The organism is Streptomyces sp. SAS_281 (genome assembly GCF_052542855.1).
This window is the reverse complement of the sequence record NZ_JBMNDO010000074.1, coordinates 15,588-38,977: the sequence shown is the minus strand read 5'-3', so window position 1 is coordinate 38,977 and position 23,390 is coordinate 15,588. Positions and strand designations below refer to the sequence as shown.

Below are 23,390 nucleotides of genomic sequence, written 5' to 3'. Positions count from 1 at the left end.
ACGCGCAGGCGGGTGTGCCACCGGCGACGAGGACCCGCCCGCGACCCAGGTGACGGCTCCTCCTCGTCCTGAGAACCCCATCGTCCGCTGCCGGATTCAGGAGCGGGCCCCCAGCACGTCGGCGAGGAAGTGCGCCTCGTTGCGCCCGAGTCTGGTCGCGATCACGACCTCGCTGCCCGTGATCCGCCCGACGACGGCGACCTTGGCGAGCAGCCGGCCCTCGCCCTGCACGATCGCCAGGGAGTTCGTGGGCTCGATCCGCCCCGTCACCTTGCTGGTCAGAGTGGTGAACGCCTTGGCGTCCTTGTCCTCGAACGTCACCCGCACCGACCATCCCCCCGGAGCGCCGTCCCCCGTGTCCTCGAACGCCGAGACCTCCCTGAACCTGTTGACCGTCATACCGGGAGCGGTGGAGACGACCACGCACTGCTGTCGGTCGTCCGAGGTGAAGCCGCGCCCCGAGGGCACCCCGGGCTGCGATGTCCCGAAGAGGGAGGCTTCGGACGTCCCGCTGCCGGGGCATACCCCGGGCTGCTCGCGCTCCACTTCGAGGAAGCGCACAGGCCGGTCCGGGACTCCAGCACCGCCCTTGCCCTCCCCGTCGCCGGACCCGGACCAGGGGCTCAGCACCACCAGCGTCCCGGCCAACGCGCCGGCCGCGACCAGCCCGCCGACGGCCAACCGCACCCGTCGGCCCCGACCGGACGGGGCGGTGGGCGGCGGTCCGGGGAGGCGCACCGTCCCGGCGGCCCCCGCCACGGCCTGCGTGGGATCGTCCGGTCCGCCGCGCCCGGGCCGGGAGGCCGGTGCGGTGGCGCCGACATGGCGCAGCGCCGCACGCAGGGCATCGGTGCGCTCGGCACGGTGCCGCTCGATGGCCGCGGTCCACCGGGCGTCCAGTACACCCCCGTCGCTGCGGGCCGACGGACCCTCACCGAAGTGGCCTGCACAGTGAGCGACCAGCTCGGCCGGAGTGGGCCGCGCGCGCGGATTCAGATCGAGACAGGGCAGAACGAGGGCGGTCAGAGCAGGCGGAAGGCCGGAGACGTCGATGTCGCCGGTGGCCGCGCGCATCAGCAGCTCCAGGGCCGAGATCTCCTCGATGTCCCGGTAGGGCGGCCTCCCCACCGCCAGGTAGTACAGCGTCGCCCCCAGGGAGAACACGTCGGACGCCTCCGTGGTCGGCTCCCCTCGGGCCTGTTCCGGAGAGGCGTACGCCACGGTGCCGAGTGCCGACTGGGTCCGAGTCAGGTCGTGTGCCTGAGAGATGCCGAAGTCGATCACGCGTGGCCCGTCCACGGGCAGCAGTACGTTCGACGGCTTGACGTCCCGGTGCACCAGCCCTGCCGAGTGCAGGGACGCCAGCGCCTCCGCCATGCCCGCGGCCACCCAGTGCAGCGCGTCCGTTCCCAGTGTGCCGCAGTCCTCCACCAGCTCCTTCAACGAAGGCGCCGGCACGTACTCCTGAGCCATCCACGGCACCTCCGCCGCGGGGTCGGCATCGACGACGCTCGCCGTGTAGATACCGTGTACCCGCTGCGCGCACGCGACCTCCCGGGCGAAGCGGCGCCGGTCGTCCGCGTTGTTCGTGATCAGAGTCTTCAGCGCGACCGTGCGCCCAGCCGGTGACCGCGCCAGGTACACCCGCCCCATACCGCCGCTCGCCAGTTCGGCCAGCACGGTGAACCGTCCGACCCGCTGGCCCGGACGTACCGCGTCCGCCCCACCCCACCGCATGCCCCGTACCCACCTGTCTCCCCGTCGCGGGGGAAGCCGTAGCCCAAGCGGTCGCGTCGCATCCGACTCGACCGCTCTGCATCGTCACGCACGGAGCCCGAACTGTGCATGGCTTTGGACGAGTTGACCTACAGGGCGACGCGGGGCCCCGGCGCGGCGTGCCCCGGCGGGGAGGGCGGCTCAGGGGCAGCCGGGGTGGTCAGAGCCGGTGGAGTGGTGCGGAGTGCGTCCAGTGCCAGTTCACCGGGCCCCACTGCTTCTTCAGGACCGTGCGCTGTCGGGCGTAGGCCCGCAGTGCCTCCTCGACGGTGGCCGCGAGGTCGGCCAGGTCGCCGGGGGCGGGGAGGCGCAGGGTCAGGTGCTGTTTGGTGTAGCCAACAGCAGGTCGCCGTCGGGCGTGCAGGCTCCGAGGGTTGGAAGGAACACCGCCATGACAACCGCCACCGTCGACCTGTTCGCCTCGGCGCCGCATTTCCGCCCGGACGGCCAGGTCCGCGAACGGCAGATGACGAGCACCGGTTCCGGCGCCTGGCAGTTCGCTGCGTTCCACGTCGAGACCGAGGGCGCGGATCAGCGCCCCCGGGCGGCGGCGGCCTGCTGCCTTCCGGACGTGTGCCCCGGGGCAGGGGCCAGCGGGTCCTGGAACTCGGTCTGCGCTGTGTCCAGGGCCAGGCGTACCGCGCCGAGCACGACGACGCGGTCCGCGAGCGGCGAGAATTCCAGGCGCGGCGGCGCCTTGCTCAGGCGGCCGACCATGCTCCGCAGGGGGCCGAGGAGGACGTCTCCCGCATCGGCGACCGCTCCGCCGATCACGATGAGTTCCGGGTCGAGGAGCAGGGACACGGTCGCGACCGCCCGGGCGGCCGGGCCGAGGACGTACTCCACGACGCCGGGCAGGGCGGTGTCGCCCCGGCGCATCGCCTCGAAGACCAGTGGCGCGTCCACCCGTGCGGAGTCGCCATCGGCCAGTGCGTGCAGTACGGATCCGGTAGCGTCGTGGGACGCCGCGCCCGCACCGCGCGCGGTGACTGCGTCGACCAGGCGCCTGCCTTCGGCGCGGGCGCGGGAGGCCAGCCCCTCGGCCGCGGTGAAGCCGTCCATGAACCGGAGGAATCCGAGTTCTCCCGCGCCTCCCTGATGGCCGCGCATCAGGCCGCCGTGCAGCACGATGCCGACCCCGAGCCGTTCGCCCGCGAGCATGCAGACCACGTTTTCGGAGCCCGAGGCGACTCCGCGCCAGCGCTCGCCGATGACGGCCAGATTGCAGTCGTTCTCCGCGACGACGGTGCACTCGAAGGCGCGGCCCAGCGTGGCGGGCAGGTTGACGCCGACGAAACCGGGGATGCCGGAGCGGACGCGGACGGTGCCGTCCGCCGCGACTGTGCCACTGGACCCGGCGCACACGGCGAGGAGGCGTTCGCCGGGGACACCGGCGGCGTCCAAGGCGTCGGCGGCGGTCCGGGTCACCGCCTCCAGCCGTTCACCGGAGGCCATGCCGGGATCGCTGAAGGTGTGCTCGTCCTCGGCCACGACGTGACCGGTCAGGTCCGCCACCGCGACCCTGACCGTCCGCGCGCCGATGTCCGCGCCCAGCACGTACCCGGCGTCGCGGCGGAAGACGAACGACCGGGAAGGGCGGCCGCGCCCGGCTGCGGCCCGGCTCACGGACCCGGTGACCCAGCCGAGGTCCACCAGGTGGTCTGCGGCGGCCAGGACGGTGGGCCGGGACATGCCCGTCTCCTCGACCAAGTCGTTGGAGGACCAGGCGACTTCGGGGGAAGCCCGGAGCACCGCCAGCACCCGCGAGGCATTGAGCTGCCTCACCATCGCGGAGTCCACCCCGCCCCTTGACACGTCCCTCATGGCCTGCAAGCCTACCGCAGTCCGTTTTATTAAAAGGGTCTAATCAAAAGCATGGGTGGTCGCGCATGCCCGTTCACCTGACCGCGGCCGGGGTCAGCCTGGTCCTGGACGAGACGGACGGACGAGTCCTGCACTGGGGGAGAGCCCTGTCCGAGGCAACCGCCCAGACCTTGGGCGATGCGGTGGCCGGCACTTCGCTCCTCCCGCTCAACGCCCAGGTGCACCAGGGCCGGCCGGGTCTCATGGGCCATCGGGCGGGCACGGCCTGGTCGCCGTCGTTCACGCACCACCGGACCGTGCACACCGAAGGCGGCCGCGTCACCGTTCACGCCGAGGATCCGCACAGCCGGCTGGCGTGGCGGGCCGAGCTGGAACTGACCGCGTCCGGGTTGCTGCGCCTGCGGCACGGCCTGCGCAACACCGGCACCGGCCCGTACCAGGTGGACGAACTGACACCGGTCCTCCCGATTTCCTCCCGGGCGGTGGAGACCATGGACTTCACCGGCCGGTGGGCCAAGGAACGCCAACCCCAACGCCACCAGCTGCGTCACGGCACCTACCTGCGGGAGAGCCGCCGGGGCCGCCCCGGCCACGACAGCCCGTACCTGATGTCCGCCGGCACACCCGGCTTCGGCTGGGACGACGGCGAGGTCTGGTCGGTCCACCTCGCCTGGAGCGGCAACCAGCGCTACTACGCGGAACGCATGCCGTCCAACGGCTGCGTGATCGGCACCGGCGAGCTGTTCCTGCCCGGCGAGTGCGCCCTCGCGCCCGGGGAGGAATACGTGACGCCCTGGCTCTGTGCCGCGTACTCCGCGACCGGCCTCAACGGCATCACGCCCCGCTTCCACGACTGGCTGCGCTCCCGCGCCCACCACCCCGACCCCGGAGCCCGGCCCCGCCCCGTCGTCCTCAACAACTGGGAGGCCACCTATTTCGACCACGACCCGCGGCGCCTCATGCCCCTGGTCGAGCGTGCCGCCGAAGTGGGCGTCGAACGCTTCGTCCTGGACGACGGCTGGTTCCTCGGCCGACGCGACGACACCGCCGGTCTGGGCGACTGGTACGTCGACCCGGACGTGTGGCCGGACGGCCTCGACCCGCTGATCCGGCATGTGCGGGCGCACGGCATGGAGTTCGGCCTGTGGTGCGAACCGGAAATGGTGAACCCCGACTCCCGCCTCCTGCGCGAGCATCCCGACTGGGCCCTGCACGCCGCCGACCGCCTCCCGCCCGACTGGCGCAACCAGCAGGTTCTCGACCTGTGCCGCCCCGAGGCGTACGCATACCTCCTGGAGCGCTTCGACACCCTGCTCTCCACGTACGACATCGCCTACCTCAAATGGGACCACAACCGCGACCTGGTCGAACCCGGTCACGAGGGCCGGGCCGCCGTCCGGGCCCAGACCACCGCCGCCTACCGGCTCCTGGACGAGCTGCGCAGGCGCCACCCCGGCGTGGAGATCGAGAGCTGTGCGTCGGGCGGCGGCCGCATGGACCTGGGCATCCTGGAACGCACCGACCGCGTCTGGACCTCCGACTGCAACGACGCCCTGGAACGCCAGGAGATCCAGCGTGGCACGAATCTGCTGCTGCCCCTGGAACTGACCGGCGCCCACGTCGGCCCGACCACCTGTCACAGCACCGGTCGCACTCACACCCTCGCCTTCCGCGCCGCGACCGCGCTGTTCGGGCACTTCGGGATCGAGTGGGACATCACCACCGCCACCGCCGCCGAGCGCGCCGAACTCGCCGCCTGGGTGGCGGAGTACAAGCGCCACCGCAGGCTGCTGCACACCGGCCGCCTGTTCCGTCACGAGACCCCCGAGGACGACGCCGCCTCGCTCACCGCGGTGGTCGCCCCCAACGGCAGCGAGGCGCTGCTCTCGTACGTCCAGCTCGCCGCGACCCGCGCGGAGACCCCGGCCCGCGCCCGCTTCACCGGCCTCGACCCCGAAGGTCTCTACCGGCTCACACCGGTCAGCCCTCAGGCCTCCGCCTCCACCATCGGACTGCGCCGGGCTTCCCGCCGGCACCCGGAAGGCGCCGAGGTCACCGGCGAGTTCCTCGTTCACATCGGCCTCGAACTGCCGCGCCCGCACCCGGAGTCGGCGCTCGTCCTGCACGCGGTCCGCGTCAACTGACCGCGCCGCCCCACAACGCGGCACGCCCACGTACGGCTGACGCACAACGGAGTACACACGTGAAGTCCCCGCACACACAGCCGCAGAGCCGGCGCCATCTCCGCCGCGCTCATCGGCACGCTGACCGGCCACGCCCTCCGGCACAGCCCTGGCGGTGACACGAGGCGCACGCCGTGTTCCCAACGTCTCGTGCGACCGGTCCGATCGGATCGCGCACGCCGCAGGCGCCCGGCACGTTGTTGTCGCACTCATCGGCGCGCTGAACCCGAGCCGTTTCAGCCGGCCGTGCGGGCAGCCGTGTCCAGGCGCCTCTGCGGGCGCGGGCCGTGCGCCGCATCGATGCCGGTCCCGGCACCGGTCGGGCCGCGGTGGCGAACTCGTGCCGGAGGACGGGCCGGCATGTCGGACCCGGCTGCTACACATGACCGCTATGGGAAATCCAGCGGGCGTGCCAGTCAGCGCCGAGACACATTTCCAGGCCGGCTGCCGCGCCCTGAACGAGGACGAGCCGAGCGGTCGCAGAGCGGCCCACACCCAGTTCGAACGTGCCGCGAGCGGATCCGACTCCGAGATGCTGTGGCGCATCGTGGACGCCTGCCAGTGGGTGCCGTTCCTCGCTGCTCACTGGATGAGCCGCGCAGTGCTCTCGGAAAGCGAGGTCGGCGGTATCGAGGTGGACCCGGGGACGCTGCGCATCACTGAGGGGGCGAACGGTGACGTCCTCACCCAGGACTTCTGCGTCGCAGTGCAGTCGGACAACCGCGCAAAGGCCGTCGAGGCGCTCACAGCCGCCGCCGACAACCGGCTGTGGGCGGTTGTGGAGGACGGCAGGGAGATCCCCGACACGGACCTCATCGACGCCAACGACCTCTACAGCCCGAACTACGTCGGTCTCGACCCGTCCGTGCCGCTGGTCTGGATGGACTGCAAGGGGTTGGTCATGCCCTACATGGCCCGCACCGTACTTCGCGTCGTGCGGCAGGAACTGCAGAACGCGGGCATCCGCCGGGCGCGAATCCTCACCCCGCAGCACTCGCCGCACGGCGGTCATGCGGTCTGCTGATGGGGCCGCAGAGCGTGCGAGTGGGGCGAGCCGCCGGGCAGGGTGGTGACGGTATGCCAGGGCTGTGCATTGGAGGGGGAAGCCGGCGGTGACCTGCCGGCCGATGCCCACGATGCGGAGGGGAAGGCGAAGATCGCGAAGTCGTGCACGCTCCTGCGGTCCGTGGTGCGCCATTCGCCGTCGTGGCGCGCCGGACGGCCGATGAACCGCCTGTGCCCGTTGCAGCCGAACCCCGGACGGAGGTTCTCGCCGATGGCGACCGCGTTCGGCCCGGCGACGGCCGGCGGCCCCATGCCGTACATCTCGCGGCCCAGGGAGATCGTCGCGACCTTCGCGGGCGGGCTCGAACCGGTGGAGCCGCGCTTCGGCTCGATCAGCCTGTGGCGCACCGAGGGGCCGTTCACCGGGGACCCGGTCGACCAGTGGGGCTTCGTGGCCGCCAAGCCGTAGCCGTCCCCGGTCCGGGGGGTCGGGCCCCCGGGCCGCTCGGGCGGCCGTCCGGTGAGCCCGACCCGTGGCTCCCTCTCACCCCTGCTCGGGGCCCGGCCGGTCGGCGGCGCCCGGACGGCGGTGCAGAGGCTGTTCGGGCGTGGGCCGCCGCTTCGCCGGGGCGATCGCGAGCGTGACGGGCCCCTCACCGTCCACGCGCGCCTCCGTGCCGTGGTGGTGGATCGTCAGGGGATCGCCGATCAGCAGCGAGTACGTCGCCTTCTCGGGCCCGATCTCCACCTGGAGGCACCGGCCGCGGAACTGGAGCCGGAAGGCCAGGCGGCTGAACTTCTCGGGCAGCCGGGGCGAGAAGCGCAGGCTGTCGCCGTCCCTTCGGGTGCCGCCGAACCCGGCGACCAGCGCCATCCACGTACCGGCCAGCGAGGCGATGTGCAGTCCGTCGCGGGTGTTGTGCTCCAGGTCGGCCAGGTCCATCAGCGCGGCCTCGGCGGTGTAGTCGTAGGCCAGCCGAAGATGCCCGGTCCGGGCGGCGACGACGGCCTGGCAGCACGCCGACAAGGAGGAGTCCCGTACGGTCAGCGGCTCGTAGTAGGCGAAGTTCGCGGCCAGCTGGTCGTCGTCGCAGTGGGCGTCGAACCAGGTGCCGCAGGTGTACATGGCCAGCACGAGGTCGGACTGCTTGATCACCTGCTTGCGGTAGATGTCGAAGTACGGGAAGTGCAGCATCAGCGGGTACTGGTCGGCGCGTGTGTTCGCGAAATCCCAGCGCTGGTGGTGGGTGAAGCCGGCGTGCTGCTCGTGTACGCCGATCTCCTCGTTGTAGGGGATGTGCACGGCCTCGGCGGCGTCCCTCCAGGCGGCGCTCTCCTCCTCGTTCACACCCAGCCGGGCCGCCTCCTCCGGGTGGCGTTCGCACACGTCGGCCGCGGCGAGGAGATTGGAGCGGGCCATGAGGTTGGTGTACGTGTTGTCGTCCACGACGGCGCTGTACTCGTCCGGCCCCGTGACGCCGTCGATGTGGAACACACCGTGCGGGTCGTGATGGCCCAGCGAGCGCCACAACCGCGCCGTCTCCACGAGGAGTTCCAGGGCGGTCTCGCGCTCGAAGGCGGTGTCGCCGGTCACCGCCGCGTGGCGCACCGCGGCGTGCGCGATGTCGGCGGCCACGTGGAAGGCGGCGGTGCCGGCCGGCCAGTACGCGGAGCCCTCAGAGCCGTCGATGGTCCGCCACGGGAACGCGGCACCGCGCAGTCCGAGCTGGGTGGCCCGGTCCCGGGCGGCGGGCAGGGTGGCCTGCCGCCAGCGCAGCGCCTCGGCGACCGCCCTGGGCTCGGTGTAGGAGAGGAGGGGCAGCACGAACATCTCGGTGTCCCAGAAGGCGTGGCCGTCGTACCCGGAACCGGTCAGCCCCTTGGCCGGGATCGCCCGCTGTTCGGCGCGGGCACCGGCCTGGAGCACATGGAAGAGGGCGAAGCGGACGGCCTGCTGGATCTCCTCGTCGCCGTGCACCTCGACGTCGGCACGGGCCCAGAAGTCATCGAGGTAGGCCCGCTGCTGAGCCACCAGTTCGTCCCAGCCGCCATGCGCGGCGGCAGCCAGTGCGGCCTCGACCTGATCGCTCATGGCGGGCCGGGAACGGGCCCCCGACCAGCCGTGGGCGACGGTCTTCTGCACCCGCAGCCGCTGTCCCGGGTCCAGGACGGAGGTGATGGTCAGGCGGGCGACGTCCGTGTTGCTCTCGCTGCTGGTGGTGATCTCCCCGGGGGCGTCCACGACGTGGTCGGCGGCGACGGCGACCCTGAGACCGCTGCGCCGGGTGCGGTGGACCAGACGCAGCCGCGACCCGACGGCCTGGTCCTCCTCCGGCTCCAGCGGGGACTGCAACGCCTTGGCCGTCCGCGGGTCGCCGTCGGACGAAGGCAGACTCTCGTTGGTGACCAGCTCCGACTGGATGACCACCCTGGTGCGGCTGTCGACGGGCTCCACCTCGTACTGCACGGCGGCGATGGCGCGCTGGGTGAGGGAGACGAGGCGGGTGGAACGGACCCGGACGGTCGTACCCGCCGGGGAGGTCCACTCGCAGCTCCGCTCCAGCACACCGCGCCTGAAGTCCAGGGTGCGTTCGTGCTTGCTCAGCCGCCCGTATCGCAGGTCGAAGGGCTCGTCGTCCACCAGCAGCCGCAGCAGCTTTCCGTTGGTGACGTTGATGACGGTCTGGCCGGACTCGGGGTAGCCGTAGCCCGCCTCGGCGTAGGGCAGCGGGTGCAGTTCGTACACCCCGTTGAGGTAGCTGCCGGGCAGGCCGTGCGGTTCGCCCTCGTCGAGGTTGCCGCGCCAGCCGACATGCCCGTTGGACAGGGCGAAGACGGATTCGCTCTGTGCCAGGAGATCGAGGTCGAGAGCCGTCTCGCGCACGCGCCAGGGCTCCACGGTGTACGTCCGGTTGGTGATCACGCGTTGCCTCCGAGTTCGGCGAGGTCCTTGACGACACGGTCGGCGCCATGGGCGTACAGCGCGTCGGTCTGCCCCACGCGGTCGACGCCGACGACGAAGCCGAAGTGCCCGGACCTGCCCGCGTCCATGCCGGCCAGCGCGTCCTCGAAGACGGCGGCCCGGGACGGCTCCACGCCGAGGTCCCGGGCGGCGGCCAGGAAGGTGTCGGGGTGCGGTTTGCCCGGCAGCTTCCGTTCCCGGGCCACCACGCCGTCGATCCGTACGTCGAACAGCCGCTCGGCGTCGATGGAGTGCAGCACGTCGCGGGTGTTGGCGCTGGAGGAGACGATCGCGGTGGCGAGCCCGGCGGCGCGGACCGCGTCGATGTAGCGCAGCGTGCCCTCGTACGGCTCCACACCGTCGGTACGGATCTTTTCCAGGAGGAGCTCGTTCTTGCGGTTGCCGACACCGTTGACACTCCGCGTGTCCGGTGGATCGTCGGGCGCGCCTTCGGGAAGCTCGATGTTTCGGGAGGCGAGGAAGGAGCGGACGCCGTCGGCCCGGGGGCGGCCGTCGACGAACTGGTCGTAGTCGGAATCGGAGAAGGGGCGGAAGTCCGCTCCGTCACGCTCACGCAGGAAGGCGTCGAAGGTCGCCTTCCAGGCGGCGGCGTGCACCACCGCCGTCCTGGTGACCACCCCGTCGAGATCGAAGAGACATGCCTGGATGCCTTCGGGAAGTCCGAGCTGTGTCGTCATGAACCCACAGTTCCCCGCCGAGGCGGGTCCGATCGGATGACACGCTGTGAGGTGCGTCGCCGACCTGCCCGGACGCGAGGCCGTCGGCGGACTCGGCGCCTGCTTCCCTTCCGGTGACCGTTGCGGTCCCGGAGCTGAAGGCGGGCGCCCTGCGACCGTGGCTTGCCTTGAACGGTGCTGATCAGCAGCCGCTTCGTCCGAGCTGTCCTGAGGGGTGGCGAGCGATACTCGTCCGGTGGACCGGTTGGAGCGAGCGCGGGCGGCGGAGCGGCTACAGGAACGGGATGTGGCGATCGCGTCGGTGAGCGCCCGAGCCGAGTGCTTCTCCGACGATCCGGACATGCACGACGACCATCTGCGGCACATGGATCTGCCGGCCCGGGCGGAACGAACCGCTGAGCCGACGGAGCGCGCCCTCACGATGGCCGTGTACGCCGACGGCTCAACAGATCGCTTCGAGAACGGGGCATGAAGGCGGCGCTGCGTGACCGTACCGAAGACGGTGACCGAAGCGCCTTGTACGTCCTGGTTCGAACCTTGTGCAGCAGCTCGTGACCCGGGGGACGGGCAGGCGCCCTTGGCCCGCAGTGGTCAGGGCGCGCAGCTGAAGAAGGCGAGGAGACGCGGGTATCCCGGGTGCTCGGGCAGGACAGGCACCGCAGTGGGCCGCCGGACGATGGCGCCGTGACTTCCAGCGGGGTCTCGGCCTGCCGATGACGCACCGCGCACCGGATGCGCGACACCCGCGGCCCGCTTCACCGGCGGGGCATCGCTGCCCCTCGTGGGGAGGACCGACCGGCGGGTGGGGGAGTGGCCCGCGTGGTTGCTAGTGTCGCCTGATGGGCTGTTGGTCTGCGTACCTCGTACGGTTTGAGGACGGCTCCGTGCGGGAGTCGGACGAGAAATACGGTCGGTGGCACCTGGCCGGGGCCGACGACCGTGCTTCTCTGGTGAAGAGAGTCCTGGGCGAGGGCAGGCCCGTCATCGGGGACCCGAAGACGGTGGCGCGGTCTTGCCAGGGCATCGCCCTCGACCTGGCCACGCGTCGTTACCGCTTTTACGGCTGCGCCCTGAGCATGCCGCGGGCGGGCGCCGCGCACCGAGAGAGCATGGCCCTGCACCTGGCGGGATTGCCGGGCTGGGAGGGCTGGGACGTCGCTCACGCCTGGGGCGGCGACGAGGAGCTTCGCAGCCTCGTCGTCCCCGGACTGCCGTCAGGGCCCGTGCAGGTCGACCCGGTCGACATGTACGTGGCCTCGCGCGACTACTGGTTCGTCGGCTGGGACCCGGAAGGCCGCACGATCACCGTTCGCCACGACGAGTCGATCGCCGACACCTTTGCCGGCGCGACATGCCTCGTCAGCGTCATCGACGACGACACGACTCTCACTCACTGGCAACTGAACAACACCATCGCCCCGCTACTCGCGCACCAGGGGGAGCCCATGGCTCGCGCCTTGGCCGCGGAGCCGCCCTACCCTCTGGCCTCCGAGAGCGCCGTGACCGATGGCGCGGTCATCGACGTGCGTGAACGTCGCCTCCGCTACTGGACCACCGACATCGTCCCGCGGGCCTGCCTGGCACGGATGCGGGAGACCTGGCCGGGCTGGCAGGTCGAACGGTTGTCCTGGAGTTACCTGGGACACCTCGCGGCTATCGGGCAACGCCCCGCCGAACTGACCATGACGGACGGCGAACTGCTCGACGTGCGCTGGGACGACGAGCTGATCACCGTCAGGAACCGGGCCCGTGACGCCTTGCCCGCCGCACCTCATGACCTGGTCGCACCACAGGTCCTCGTGGTCGACCGATGGTGAGGGCTCGTGGCCCTGGACACGCCGTCGGACCTCGGCGTGCACGGACCCGGTCGCGGCGGTGGTGCGGACGATGCGACGGGGCGAAGACGTGGCCGGCCGGGGTGGCGGCCGGCGCCGAAGTGCGGCTGCTCCGGACAGCCGGGGCGGCGGCCCGCGACACGTACCGCCTCAGGGGCGTCCGTTGCCGTACGCGTGCGCTCGCGTGGGAGCGGGGACCCGGACGGGGCGGCCCTCGGCCCGTGAGCGGGTGGCGGCTTCGGCCACGGCCAGAGCCGCCCGGGCGTCCTCGCCGGTGCACGGGCTGGGACGGAGCCCCGCCACGACTGCGGTGAACGCTGTGAGTTCGGCGCGGTAGGCGTCCTGGAAGCGTTCCATGAATCCCGGGTAGGGGGACCCGGCCGGATAGGCCGTTCCCTCGGCCGAGGCCAGCGGGGCCTGTTCGGTCAGTCCGGCGACCAGGGTGCCTTCGGAGCCGCAGACTTCCAGACGTACGTCGTAACCGGCGCCGTTGTAGCGGGTGGCGGTGCAGGTGGCCAGGGTGTCGTCGTCCAGGGTGAGCACGGAGACGGCGGTGTCGACGTCCCGGGCCGCGGCGAAGAACGCGTCACCGCGGTTGGCCCCGGTGGCGTAGGCCTCGGTGATCTCCCGGCCGGTCACCCAGCGGACGATGTCGTAGTCGTGCACCGAGCAGTCGCGGAAGATGCCGCCGGAGCCGGGGATGTACCCCGGGTGCGGGGGAGCCGGGTCGGCGGTGCAGGCCCGCAGGGTGTGCGTCCAGCCGAGCCGTCCGGACGCGACGGCCTCGCGCGCGGCCCGGTATCCCGCGTCGAAACGGCGTTGGAAGCCGATCTGCAGGGGCACGTCCGAGTCCTGCAACGCCGACAGCACCCGGTCGGTCTCCTCCAGCGTCGAGGCCACGGGCTTTTCACAGAAGGTGGGCAGCCCCGCGCGGTGGGCGGCAAGGATCAGCTCGGCGTGGCTGCCGGTGGGCGCCGCGATGACCAGTCCGTCCAGTCCGGCGCCGAGGAGCGCGCCGAGACTGCCGGCGCACTCGCCGCCCACGTTGTCCGCCACGGTACGGGCGGAACGTGCGTCGGGGTCGTGGAGAACGATTGCGGTGACGGCCGGGAGGGCGGCCAGCGTGGAGGCGTGAAACGCGCCGATGCGGCCCGTACCGATGAGTCCAATACGCATGTGCGCACCTTTCGAGCGGGCAGGGGCGAGCCTGGGACGGCCCAGCTGATTTCTATCCCTCGGCCGGGAGAAGAGCAAGAGTTTGTTCAGACATAAAGACGTACGAATCTACAGTGGAGTGCGGCATACTGGCGGGTGTCGGCAGCAGAGCGCAGGAGGGTGATGTGGCGCAGGAGGGTGATGTGGAATCGCTCATGAAGAAGATCACGATCGACCGGAGCAGTCCGGTCCCCCTCTATTTCCAATTCGCCCAGCAGTTGCAGAGCCTCATCGAGTCGGGCGACCTGCCGCCTGGCACCAGGCTGAGCAACGAGATCCTGCTGGCCGATGAGTTCGGCCTCTCCCGTCCGACCATGCGCCAGGCGATGCAGCACCTCGTCAACAAGGGGTTGCTGGCCCGCAAGCGCGGTGTGGGTACTCAGGTCGTCACCAATCGCATACGCCGGCAGGTCGAGTTCACCAGCCTCTTCGAGGACCTGGAGCGCGACGGCCGCCGTCCGTCCACGCAGGTGCTCTCCGTCGAGACCGTCCCGGCCGGAGCCGCCACCGCAACGGCACTCGGCCTGGAAGAGGGGAGCCCGGTGCTGTCCGTCGACCGCCTGCGCCTCGCCGAGGACCAGCCGATCGCGCTGCTGCACAACTTCCTCCCGGAGGGCGTGATCGAACTGAGCGCCGGTTCGCTGGCCGAGGGCGGGCTGTACCAACTCCTGCGCCGGTCCGGCGTCGTCCTCAGCGGCGCGGAGCAGACCATCGGAGCGCGTAGGGCGACGGCCGCGGAGGCCAGACTGCTCGACGAGGTCCGCGGCGCGACCCTGCTCACCATGACCCGCACCGCGTTCGACGGCTCGGGGAGACCGGTCGAGTACGGGTCGCACGTCTACCGCGCCTCCCGCTACGCGTTCGAGATGACCGTCTCCGCACACTGACCCGCGGACACATCGGCACGCACGTGCGCGTCCGACGCGGGAGGTGGCTCGGCGTCGTGCGGCCGCTGCGGCACCGGGGGGGCGGCGCCCGCCGCCCTCCCGGTGGCGTTCGGTCAGCGCACGCCGGCGGCGCGCACTGCGTCGGACGGGTCGACGAGCTTGTAATCGGTGTCGGTGTCGGTGTCGGTGTCGGAGTCGTGTCGGTGCGGTCGCCGTCGTCACCGGACGCCTGCCATCGGTCTCCTCGGAGCCGTACGCCGTGTACTGGTCGTAGACCTCCGCCTCGGTGGCGGCGAAGGCCCGCGGGACAGCGGTGTCGGTGACGTCGGTCAGCGGCGCACCCGGCATGAGCGATCCCTCGGTCAATATGTAAGGACAATAGGTTGACAGGCCGCTACGTGACGGAGCAAGCTCGGTCACGGGAGCCGGGCACATGCCCGCAACACCCACCACGGAGAGAGAAAGGCACGGCATGCCGATCAGGCCGGCCCACGCCGTGCACATCGCCCAGGGAGGCAGGCCGTGACCGAACCCCTTACCCAGCGCATCGCAGGAGCACCCATCTCCTGGGGCGTCTGTGAAGTCCCGGGCTGGGGCCACCAGCTCGGCACCGACTTGGTCCTGCGACAGATGCGCGAGGCCGGACTCGCCGCCACCGAGTTCGGACCGGAAGGCTTCCTGCCCGACGCCCCCGCGGCCAAGGCGGCGACACTCGCCTCGCACGGTCTGCGCGCCGTGGGCCAGTTCGTGCCGGTCGTCCTCCACGACCGGGACCACGACCCACTCCCCGAGGTCGAGGCCGCGCTGGCCGGTCTCCTGGCGGCCGACGCCCGCACCGTCGTCATCGCGGCGGCGACCGGGTCCGACGGCTACGACGACCGGCCCGCGCTCGATGCCGCGGGGTGGTCCGTCCTCCTCGCCAACCTCGACCGGATCTCCCTAGCGGCGGCCGACGCGGGCGTCCTCGCGGCCCTCCACCCCCACGTCGGCACGATGGTCGAATCGGGCGACGAGACGCAGCGGGTCCTCGACGGATCGGGCATCGGCCTGTGCCTGGACACCGGACACCTGCTCATCGGTGGCGGCGACCCCCTGGCCCTGGCCGCCCGCCTGCCCGGCCGCATCGTTCACGCGCACCTCAAAGACGTACGCCGCGACCTCGCCGACAACGTACGGGCCGGGCGCATGACGTACACCCGGGCGGTCGCCGAGGGCATGTACGTTCCGCTCGGCGCCGGAGACATCGACATCGCCGGGATCGTCCGGCTGCTGGAGGCGGACGGATACGCCGGATGGTACGTGCTCGAACAGGACACCATCCTGCGCGCCGCACCCGGCGAGCACGGCGGGGCCGGCCCCCTCGACGACGTCCGCGCCTCGGTCGCCCACCTTCGCTCCCTCGCCGCCGGCGACGGGTCCGCCGCCGACACCGTGGTGGGCTGACCATGGCGCACGGGTTCCTGTGGATGAACAGGTGTGCGTCGCACCGGTCCCCGTCGAGGTCGTCAACGGGCTCGGCGCGGGCGACGCGTTCGGAGGCGGGCTCGTCCACGGTCTGCTCAGCGGCTGGGACCTGCGCCGCGTCATCGAGTTCGCCGACGCCATCGTCGCCTCCCGCCCGGCCTGTTCCACCGCCATGCCGACCGCGGCCGAGGTACAGGCGGTCCTCGCGTCCCGGTCGCCGGCCCATGCCGAAGGGATCGCCTGATGGATGCCGCACGACTCACCGAGATCCGGGCCCGCGAGCCCGGCCGTATCGCACGGTCCTGGCAGAAGCGCTCCCGTCGGCCGCTGACCGGCGAAGACGGCCGCCTGCTCATCGTCGCGGCCGACCATCCCGCCCGCGGAGCTCTGGGCGCGGGTGGGGACCAGGCGGCCATGGCGAGCCGCAGCACGCTGCTCGACCGGCTGGCGACCGCTCTGTCCCGCCCCGGCGTGGACGGCGTGCTGGGCACCCCGGACCTCCTCGACGACCTGCTGCTGATGGGCGCCCTGGAGGACCGGGTGGCCATCGGCTCGATGAACCGGGGCGGACTCCAGGGCGCGTCCTTCGAATTCGACGACCGGTTCACCGCCTATACCGCCCAGGCGATCGCCGGGCACGGGCTCGAAGGCGGCAAGACACTCACCCGGATCTGTCTCGACGACCCCGGCACCGCGGCCACGCTCGAAGCGACCGCCGCCGCCGTCACCAGCCTGTCCGACCACAGCCTCATGGCCATGATCGAGCCCTTCCTCACCGTCCGCGAGGAGGGCCGCCCGCGCAACCTCCTCGACCCCGACAGCGTCATGAAGTCGATCCACATCGCAAGCGGCCTCGGCGCGTCCAGTGCCTACACCTGGCTCAAACTGCCGGTCGTCGACGAACTCGAGCGCGTCCTGGACGCGACCACCCTGCCCACCCTGCTGCTCGGCGGGGACCCGCAAGGCGATCCGCACGACACCTATGCGTCCTGGGCGAAGGCGATGTCACTGCCCGCGACGCGAGGACTGGTCGTCGGACGCACCCTGCTCTACCCGCCCGACGGCGATGTCGCAGCCGCCGTCGACATCGCGGCCGGGATCGTGCACGGGAGCGGCGCATGAGCGACAACAGCCGATGGGTGCGCCCCCTGGTGCGGACTGGTGCGCGCGTAACGCCGACGCGTTCCGGCGGCCTCACATCGCCTGAGCCGACGGACGACCACGCCTGTTTCTGCTGATCGGTCTGCGTACGATGCCGCCACGTGCCGCCTCCGACCGGGGCCTGCCGATGATCGGCGGCGCGGGCGGCATCGCACTGATCGGCCTCGGCCTCGGCCTCGGCCTCGGCCTGGCCCGTCGCCGCCACCCGCCACACAACGCTCGTGACCGCTACACCTGGGGCCGGCGACCTCCGGGGTGTCCGCAGCGCAGTTCGCGGCCACAACGGCGTCGGGGGGCGGACACTCCGAGGCGACCCCGGGTAGGGTGCCGTCCGGCTCAATCGGAGATCGGAGGCAGGGTGGAACACCTGGTAGCGGGAACTTCGCGTCTCGCGAAGGAAGGCCGTGCCCGGCCCCGTCCGCCCCTTTGCGTGCCACGGAGCCATGCCGTCCACGGCAACGGCGGTCGCCGGCAGGCCCGTTCACCGCGCCGCCACTCCGCCACGGCGGCTGTGCTGTGAGCGCGTCCGAGGCCGCGGCGCGCATCCGCCGGATACTGGAGCAGCTGGTGGAGCGCAGGATCCTCCTCGGCGGCCAGGTCTTCCACCGGTATCGCGGCGAGACCCACCGCATCGCGGTGGGCCAGGCGGCTCCCGGGGTCGACGCCGATGAGGCGGCCGGACGCCTCTACTGCGCCAACAAGCCGGTGCTGGCGGTCACCGCCGGACTCGCCGCCCAGGACGGGCTTCTCAGTTTCCAGGACCCGCTGGCCCGCTTCTTCGACGACTGCGCCCCGGCCATGGCCGCGGTCACCGTCGCCGACCTGCTCGGGCACACCGTCAGACTTCCCCCCTCCCTGCACCGGGACAGCCCGTCCCTGGACGAACGGGGGCGTCGCATCGTCGCGTCCGCCACGCCCCGGTCGGGGCCTGCCCACTACAACGCGCAGAGCACGTCCGCAGTGCTCGGAGCGATCGTGGAGCGGGTTCACGCCCGCTCTCTCGCGGACGTCGTGGAGGAGCGGGTCGCTCGGCCGCTCGGCCTGCACGACCTGGCACTTGTGCCACGTCCGGGCCGCCCGTACGGCGCGCTGCACCGCCGCGACGGGCACATGCGGTTCGTTCCGATCGATGACGAGACGCGTGGTCTGGACGAGCTGAACCCGGGGCAGGCAGGGGTCTCGACGGCCGCGGACGCGGGCCTGCTGTACGCGGATGTCCTGGAGTCGCTCGGCGGCCGGGGCACCCTGCTGTCGCAGGCGACAGCCCGCCGGCTGGTGGCCGTCGGCCCGCCGGTGCAGCTGTACGACCTCGGCGAGCGCAGCTGGGGCCTCGGCTTCCAACGGGACCTGCCGCAGGGGATTCTGGGCGCGGGGTGGGGCCCGGGCACCTTCGGCCACCTGGGCACCGCTCCCCGCCGCATCGTCGTGGTGCACGCTGCCGATCCGGAGGCCGGGCGGGTACTGACCTTGCGGCTGTTCAGCCCCGTCGACGACCGCTGGGTGCGGCAGCTTACCGCGGTCGCCTGACCACCATGAGCTGCGGTGGCGGGGGACCCTCGTCACCGCAGCGGGCGGCCACCGGGTCGCACGGGCGTCACCGCGGCCGCAGCAGTTCCGGCCGCGCGTTCGCCGGGACCGCATCGGGCCGCTGGAAGCCGCTGTCCACCCGGTGGCCGGTGCCGGACTCCGTCGCCGCGAGCAGGGACTCCATGACGTCGAGGACGTGGTAGGCGAGATCGGCACTCGCCCGATGCGCTGTATCCGTCGCGATGGCATACGCCATGTCCGCGATGCCGATGCCCCGCGCCCCGCCCGAGTAGCCGCCCAGCACCGGCACGGTCCGCCAGGCGGAGTCCCCGTCGTGGGAGACGCGGACGTCGCCGGTGAAGCTGTTCGGGTCGGGCACCGACAGAGTGCCCTCTGTGCCGTACACCTCGATCTTGGGCAGCGTGCTCTGCCACACGTCGAAGCTCATCATGAGCGTGGACAGCGCCCCGCCCTCGTGCTCCAGCACTCCGGTGACGTGGGTCGCCACGTCCACGGGGAACGTCTTGCCCGCCCGGCGGCCGCTGCCGATCGTGCGAGTCCGGCGGGGGGTGACGGACAGGCCGGTGACGCGGCGCACCGGGCCGAGGATGAGGACCAACGCGGTCAGGTAGTACGGGCCCATGTCGAGGACCGGCCCGCCCCCGGCCCGGTAGTAGAACTCCGGGTCCGGGTGCCAGCGTTCGTGCCCTGGGGTGGTCATGAAGGCACTCGCCGCGACCGGGGTGCCGATCTCGCCCTTGTCCACGCAGACCCGCGCGGTCTGGATTCCGGTGCCCAGCACCGTGTCGGGCGCGCAACCCACCCGTACGCCCTGCGCCGAGGCGGCGGCGAGGATCGAGCGGGCCTCGGCGGTGGTCATCGCGAGCGGTTTCTCCCCGTACAGGTGCTTGCCCGCAGCGATCGAGGCCAGGGAGACCTCCAAGTGAGCCTCAGGAGTTGTGAGGTTGAGCAGAAGGTCCAGATCGTCCGAGGCGTAGAGCTCCGTCAGGCTCGTCGCCCGTGCCTCCGGGAACCGCGCGACCGCGGCCCGAGCGTGTTCCGGGTCGCGGGTGGCGACCTGCACGGGGCGCACGTTCGCCATCCTCGAAAGCGTCTCCAGGTACTCGCCGCTGATGTTGCCGGCGCCCACCACGCCGATCCGCAACGGGCCAGCCATGTCGTCTCCTACTGTGTGTGGTCAGGGGGAAGCGAGGTATCGACGGGGCGGTCCCCGCTCACCCGGCCGCCGTCCGCGGGACGGTGGGGGTGAGTGCCAGCTTCTTGTCGTCGGAGGCGGGCAGCGCCACGTCTTCCATGACTCCGCGCCCCTCGGAGAGCCGGAGGCTGACGTCCAGCACGTGGAGGGAGAAGTCCGCGGACAGGAAGGGCTGTTCGCCCTTGAGGGCTGCGGCGGCCATGTCGGCGACCCCCGCAGCGACCGTGAGGTCATGGGTGTCGTCGTACCGGTGCTGCGCGGGTGGCACGACGAAGGGCAACTGCTCCGCCTCCTTCAGATACGCATTGGTCTTGCCGCTCGTCTTGGCGTGGCGCCGCAGCATGACCGGCGCGGAAGCCTGCCACACGTCGCTCACCGTGAGGACACCCTGATCGCCGATGACGGTGAGCGACAGATCGGCCGGCGCGACCCAGCCTATGCTGAGCCGGCAGACGGTACCGCTCGCGAACTGCAGGAAGCCCATCGAGATGTCAGGGGCGAGTTCGGTCTTCCCCGGCCACCTCTCGTCGAGTTGCAAGGAGGTGTGGGCCGCCATCCGCACCACCGGACCGAACATGGCGACCAGCCAGCTGAGTTGGTACCCCGCGTGCTCCATGACGCAGCCGTTGGCGACCTCGTCCAGGTAGGGCCACGGCACACCCCTTCGGCTGCGCCATTCGGTGTAGGGCATGAAGGCGAGAGCGCCCATGTCGAGCGAAGCGTGAGCCAGGAGCGGCTTACCGATCAGGCCGTCGCCGACAGCCCGCAGTAGCGTCTGTGCGGCCTGGCTGAAAATGGTCGACGGGGCGCTCGACAGCAGGAGCCCCCGCTCCCTGGCCAGCTCGACGAGCTCCGTCGCCTCCGGGAGGCTTGAGGCGAGTGGCTTCTCCGAGTAGACGTGCTTGCCGGCCAGCAGCGCCGCCTTGCTCACGGTGTAGTGCTGCGACACCGGAGTCAAATTGACGACGATGGCGACGTCCGGGTCGCCCAGTACTTCGTCGAAGTCACTGAAGACGCGCCCGCCGTACTCCGCGACGAACGTGGCGGCGCGTTCCTCGTCCACATCGAAGGCGCCCTTGACCTGCATGTGCTGGTAGTTGGGCATCGTCGCGCCGTAGAAGTCGGCGGCGTATCCGCAGCCGACGAAGACCACACCCACCGTTTCGCCGGACATCCCCAGCGGCGCTTCGGCGTGCGTGCTTCTCTCGTGTGCCATGTTCTCTCCCGAAGAGGTGTCAAGTGCTGCCGTACGGGTGTGTGTGGACGGCGGTCGGGCCGATTCGGTCGCAACCGGGGTGGCGTCAGCCGGCCAGAGCTCGTCCGACCAGGTACTCCTCCAGGGCGCGCAGGACCGCCTCGGCCTGCGGGGGAGGGATGACGGCGTCGTCGCAGACCAGGTGGATCCGTGCGGCGGGCCCGCCGTCCAGCGCGTAGGCGAACATCGTCGCGTCCCTGACGCGGTGTGAGGCGACGGCTGTCACGTTCGCGTCGCCGGGTCGCCACGAGGCCAGCTGCCCGGCCTGGTGTTCCAGCCCGTCCCAGCCGCGCGACATCCGCGCGTCGTTGAAGTAGAAGGAGAGGTCGGGGGCTGTGCCACGCTCCGTCATCGCGACAAGCATTTCGCGCCAACGTGTGGTGTCGTACCGGGCTTTGGCGTAGCCGCGGATCGCCGAGTCCTGAGTAGACCTCAGGTACGCGTCGACGGTGCCTTCCCTGTCCGCCGGCGGGATCACGTGCAGACCGATCTGAAGGGCGATCCCGGCGAATCCGGCGAGGTCCGGGTGGTGCCGGTTGCTGGCGACCAGCAGCAGGGCGGCGGGAGGGTCGGCGAGAACCGAACGCAGGGCGGCCCCCAATGCTGCGAGGAGGACACTCGATGTGTGCACGCGGTTGCGAGTGGCGACGGTCTGGGCGGCCACGGCGGCCTCCCGCGAGTGCAGGGCCCACTCCGTGTACGAGCCCGCGGAGGGCAGCCGGAAACCGCGTCCCGGCGGCAGCGCGGACAAGGCGCTCGACCAATGGGACAGTGCGGCGTCACTGCGTTCGCGCATGCGGTCCGTGGCCTCTCGGCGGACCAGATCGCCAACGTGCGGGGTCCCCTCGGCGGCCCCCTCCAGGCTGCGCTCAAGGAAGCCGGAGACCAGGGGGTGGCTGAATGCGTCGAACACCAGGTGGGAGTAAGCGACGGCCACCGAGCGGACCTCCTCGCCGTCGACCACCAGACCGAAGCGGACCGGCAGGTCGGTGTCGAGGGAGAAGGCGGTCCCGGCCAGCTCCGAGGCGAGGTCCGCGGCCGCCGCAGCGGGGTCCCCGCCCGAGTCGACAACCCGGATCGGTAATGCGGCCGCCGGTCGGATCACCTGGGTGCGCCGGATCACGTCGAAGGTCGTACGGGCCACGTCGCACTCGGCAACGAACCCGGCCAGCGCGGCGAGTACCTGGCCGGTGCTCCGCGGCGCCCGGAGCAGCCTCCGCCTCGGCAGGTTCAGGGCCCGTGCCTGCGTCCCGAGCGCCTGCACGTACTCCCACATGGTCGCCTGCGCCCAGGTGAGCGGGTAGCTCTTGCTCTCGCTGTCCGGTCCGGACGCCTCTACGACTGTCTGGGCCTCGGTCATCACGCTCCTTGTTCTCCAGCACGGCACACCCCCCCGCCCTCCTGGCGGGGCCGCACGCGAAGGGCCTCGCGCCCGGCGGACGGCGCCTTCGGATTCGGGCTTCGTCCGGCAGAGCACAGAAAGGCCATGAATGGCCAAGCGGGATGAAAAACCCATCGGGCGCCGGCCTACCCGGTCGCAATTGTGCTGATCATCTCCCGGCACCCAGTATCCGAAGTCCGGTGAATGCATTCGCCCGTCGTGCGGCGGGGGGCCGGGTGAAGGTCGGATGCGGTTCAGAGCCTTTCCGGGCCTGGCGCATCAGCTCGTTTCAACCGGACCGACAAACGGCTGCGGTAACCGGATTCTCGACGAAAAAACTTCCTCCGTCAGGACTGCAGGGGAATTTCTACCCGCCCGGGCCGGGTCTGTCCAGCCCCGACCGACTGTTTTCGGCACAAGCTCGCCTGCCGGCGGCGCGAGTTCCGTGGACCGGTGCCGGCGGTATGCGAGCACCGCCCGACATACGGGTGGCGCTGCCGCTTGGACGCGGGTCTTCCATCGGGCATACCGGCGCTCCGGTCGATCTTCAGTACATTGCTTCGTTTTCGATCCGAACTCCATTTTGACGCCGAAGTCCGAAAGCTGATCACATTCTCCGATTTGCAGGGCCGTGTCTCCTGTAAAGCTCCTGGGATATCGGATATGTCAGGTTTCCTGGCAGTCGGCACGTGACCTTGGCGAGATTTGTCAGTCCGCTTGACAAACTCGTTCGCGGAACCGGACCGTATGGGGGTCTCTTTCGGGACGTCACTTTGCGCAAGCTCCTTCTACGAGAGGTAGGCCCGGCAATGGTGCAGCGAGCGATGGTTCCGGCGTCCAGCGACAATGGGCGTGCTCATGCAATGGTTCCGGCGTCCAGTGACAATGGGCGTGCTCGTGCGATGGTTCCGGCGTCCAGTGACAATGGGCGTGCTCGTGCGATGGTTCCGGCGTCCAGTGACAATGTGCGTGCTCGTGCGATGGTTCCGGCGTCCAGTGAC

At 71.2% G+C, this 23,390-nt stretch carries 18 protein-coding genes and 1 pseudogene; 10 read left to right on the top strand and 9 right to left on the bottom strand.

All coding sequences use genetic code 11. The annotated features are described in order from the left end of the window. Window positions 1–96: 96 nt before the first annotated feature. The 3 genes from ACN6LM_RS25125 to ACN6LM_RS25115 form a co-directional block, all read right to left on the bottom strand. The gene (locus ACN6LM_RS25125; RefSeq protein WP_445067655.1) at window positions 97–1,737 is read right to left on the bottom strand and encodes a protein kinase domain-containing protein; all 1,641 of its coding nucleotides are present in this window, start codon (window positions 1,735–1,737) and stop codon (window positions 97–99) included. A gap of 199 nt (window positions 1,738–1,936) precedes the next feature. After that, a complete protein-coding gene (locus ACN6LM_RS25120) occupies window positions 1,937–2,287 on the bottom strand; it encodes a hypothetical protein (RefSeq protein WP_445067654.1) in 351 nt (116 codons plus the stop codon). Between the two features lie 20 nt (window positions 2,288–2,307). Then, window positions 2,308–3,600 carry an ROK family transcriptional regulator gene (locus ACN6LM_RS25115; RefSeq protein ID WP_445067653.1) on the bottom strand — a complete coding sequence of 431 codons (1,293 nt, stop codon included), beginning with the start codon at window positions 3,598–3,600 and terminating at the stop codon, window positions 2,308–2,310. Between the two features lie 65 nt (window positions 3,601–3,665). On the opposite strand from ACN6LM_RS25115, the gene ACN6LM_RS25110 reads away from it, so the two are divergent. The 3 genes from ACN6LM_RS25110 to ACN6LM_RS25100 all read left to right on the top strand — a co-directional run bounded on the left by ACN6LM_RS25110 (window position 3,666) and on the right by ACN6LM_RS25100 (window position 7,257). Beyond that, window positions 3,666–5,744, top strand: a complete 2,079-nt coding sequence (locus ACN6LM_RS25110) for an alpha-galactosidase (protein ID WP_445067652.1) — start codon at window positions 3,666–3,668, stop codon at window positions 5,742–5,744. 448 nt (window positions 5,745–6,192) lie between these two features. After that, window positions 6,193–6,807, top strand: coding sequence for a hypothetical protein (locus ACN6LM_RS25105; RefSeq protein WP_445067651.1), 615 nt, complete (start codon window positions 6,193–6,195; stop codon window positions 6,805–6,807). A gap of 252 nt (window positions 6,808–7,059) precedes the next feature. Next, complete coding sequence (locus ACN6LM_RS25100) at window positions 7,060–7,257, top strand: hypothetical protein (RefSeq protein WP_445067650.1); 198 nt, start codon at window positions 7,060–7,062, stop codon at window positions 7,255–7,257. Window positions 7,258–7,332: 75 nt separating this feature from the next. On the opposite strand, the gene ACN6LM_RS25095 is transcribed toward ACN6LM_RS25100, so the two are convergent. Together ACN6LM_RS25095 and ACN6LM_RS25090 are read right to left on the bottom strand one after the other, a co-directional pair. Further along, entirely contained in the window at window positions 7,333–9,711 is a 2,379-nt protein-coding gene (locus tag ACN6LM_RS25095; protein WP_445067649.1) for a glycoside hydrolase family 65 protein, read from the bottom strand. Next, on the bottom strand, window positions 9,708–10,448 hold the full coding sequence (locus tag ACN6LM_RS25090; RefSeq protein ID WP_445067648.1) for a beta-phosphoglucomutase family hydrolase: 741 nt from the start codon (window positions 10,446–10,448) through the stop codon (window positions 9,708–9,710). The genes ACN6LM_RS25095 and ACN6LM_RS25090 overlap by 4 nt, the downstream gene beginning before the upstream one ends. 286 nt (window positions 10,449–10,734) lie before the next feature. Here ACN6LM_RS25090 and ACN6LM_RS25085 point away from each other — a divergent pair, with 286 nt between their 5' ends. Both ACN6LM_RS25085 and ACN6LM_RS25080 read left to right on the top strand, forming a co-directional pair. Next, window positions 10,735–10,920, top strand: a complete 186-nt coding sequence (locus tag ACN6LM_RS25085) for a hypothetical protein (protein WP_445067647.1) — start codon at window positions 10,735–10,737, stop codon at window positions 10,918–10,920. Between the two features lie 412 nt (window positions 10,921–11,332). Further along, window positions 11,333–12,265, top strand: coding sequence for a hypothetical protein (locus tag ACN6LM_RS25080; RefSeq protein WP_445067646.1), 933 nt, complete (start codon window positions 11,333–11,335; stop codon window positions 12,263–12,265). Between the two features lie 168 nt (window positions 12,266–12,433). Here the strand turns inward: ACN6LM_RS25080 and ACN6LM_RS25075 are convergent, their stop codons facing one another. Further along, window positions 12,434–13,459 carry a Gfo/Idh/MocA family protein gene (locus ACN6LM_RS25075; protein ID WP_445067645.1) on the bottom strand — a complete coding sequence of 342 codons (1,026 nt, stop codon included), beginning with the start codon at window positions 13,457–13,459 and terminating at the stop codon, window positions 12,434–12,436. A 194-nt stretch (window positions 13,460–13,653) separates the two neighbouring features. Between ACN6LM_RS25075 and ACN6LM_RS25070 the strand changes: the two genes are divergently transcribed. The 5 genes and pseudogenes from ACN6LM_RS25070 (at window position 13,654) to ACN6LM_RS25050 (ending at window position 18,537) form a co-directional block, all read left to right on the top strand. Continuing rightward, window positions 13,654–14,385: a GntR family transcriptional regulator gene (locus ACN6LM_RS25070; RefSeq protein WP_445067644.1), complete on the top strand. Its 732-nt coding sequence runs from the start codon at window positions 13,654–13,656 to the stop codon at window positions 14,383–14,385. 522 nt (window positions 14,386–14,907) lie between these two features. Further along, window positions 14,908–15,828, top strand: coding sequence for a sugar phosphate isomerase/epimerase family protein (locus ACN6LM_RS25065; protein WP_445067643.1), 921 nt, complete (start codon window positions 14,908–14,910; stop codon window positions 15,826–15,828). Between the two features lie 37 nt (window positions 15,829–15,865). After that, window positions 15,866–16,093 (top strand): annotated as a pseudogene (locus ACN6LM_RS25060) (PfkB family carbohydrate kinase); the annotation flags it as partial. Next, on the top strand, window positions 16,093–16,971 hold the full coding sequence (locus tag ACN6LM_RS25055; protein WP_445067642.1) for a Cgl0159 family (beta/alpha)8-fold protein: 879 nt from the start codon (window positions 16,093–16,095) through the stop codon (window positions 16,969–16,971). The pseudogene ACN6LM_RS25060 and the gene ACN6LM_RS25055, both read left to right, overlap by 1 nt. A gap of 555 nt (window positions 16,972–17,526) precedes the next feature. Continuing rightward, entirely contained in the window at window positions 17,527–18,537 is a 1,011-nt protein-coding gene (locus ACN6LM_RS25050; protein ID WP_445067641.1) for a serine hydrolase domain-containing protein, read from the top strand. 67 nt (window positions 18,538–18,604) lie between these two features. On the opposite strand, the gene ACN6LM_RS25045 is transcribed toward ACN6LM_RS25050, so the two are convergent. The 3 genes from ACN6LM_RS25045 to ACN6LM_RS25035 all read right to left on the bottom strand — a co-directional run bounded on the left by ACN6LM_RS25045 (window position 18,605) and on the right by ACN6LM_RS25035 (window position 22,368). Then, window positions 18,605–19,714 carry a Gfo/Idh/MocA family protein gene (locus tag ACN6LM_RS25045; protein ID WP_445067640.1) on the bottom strand — a complete coding sequence of 370 codons (1,110 nt, stop codon included), beginning with the start codon at window positions 19,712–19,714 and terminating at the stop codon, window positions 18,605–18,607. 58 nt (window positions 19,715–19,772) lie between these two features. Beyond that, window positions 19,773–20,969 carry a Gfo/Idh/MocA family protein gene (locus ACN6LM_RS25040; RefSeq protein WP_445067639.1) on the bottom strand — a complete coding sequence of 399 codons (1,197 nt, stop codon included), beginning with the start codon at window positions 20,967–20,969 and terminating at the stop codon, window positions 19,773–19,775. A gap of 85 nt (window positions 20,970–21,054) precedes the next feature. Next, entirely contained in the window at window positions 21,055–22,368 is a 1,314-nt protein-coding gene (locus tag ACN6LM_RS25035; protein ID WP_445067638.1) for a condensation domain-containing protein, read from the bottom strand. Window positions 22,369–23,390 lie beyond the last annotated feature (1,022 nt).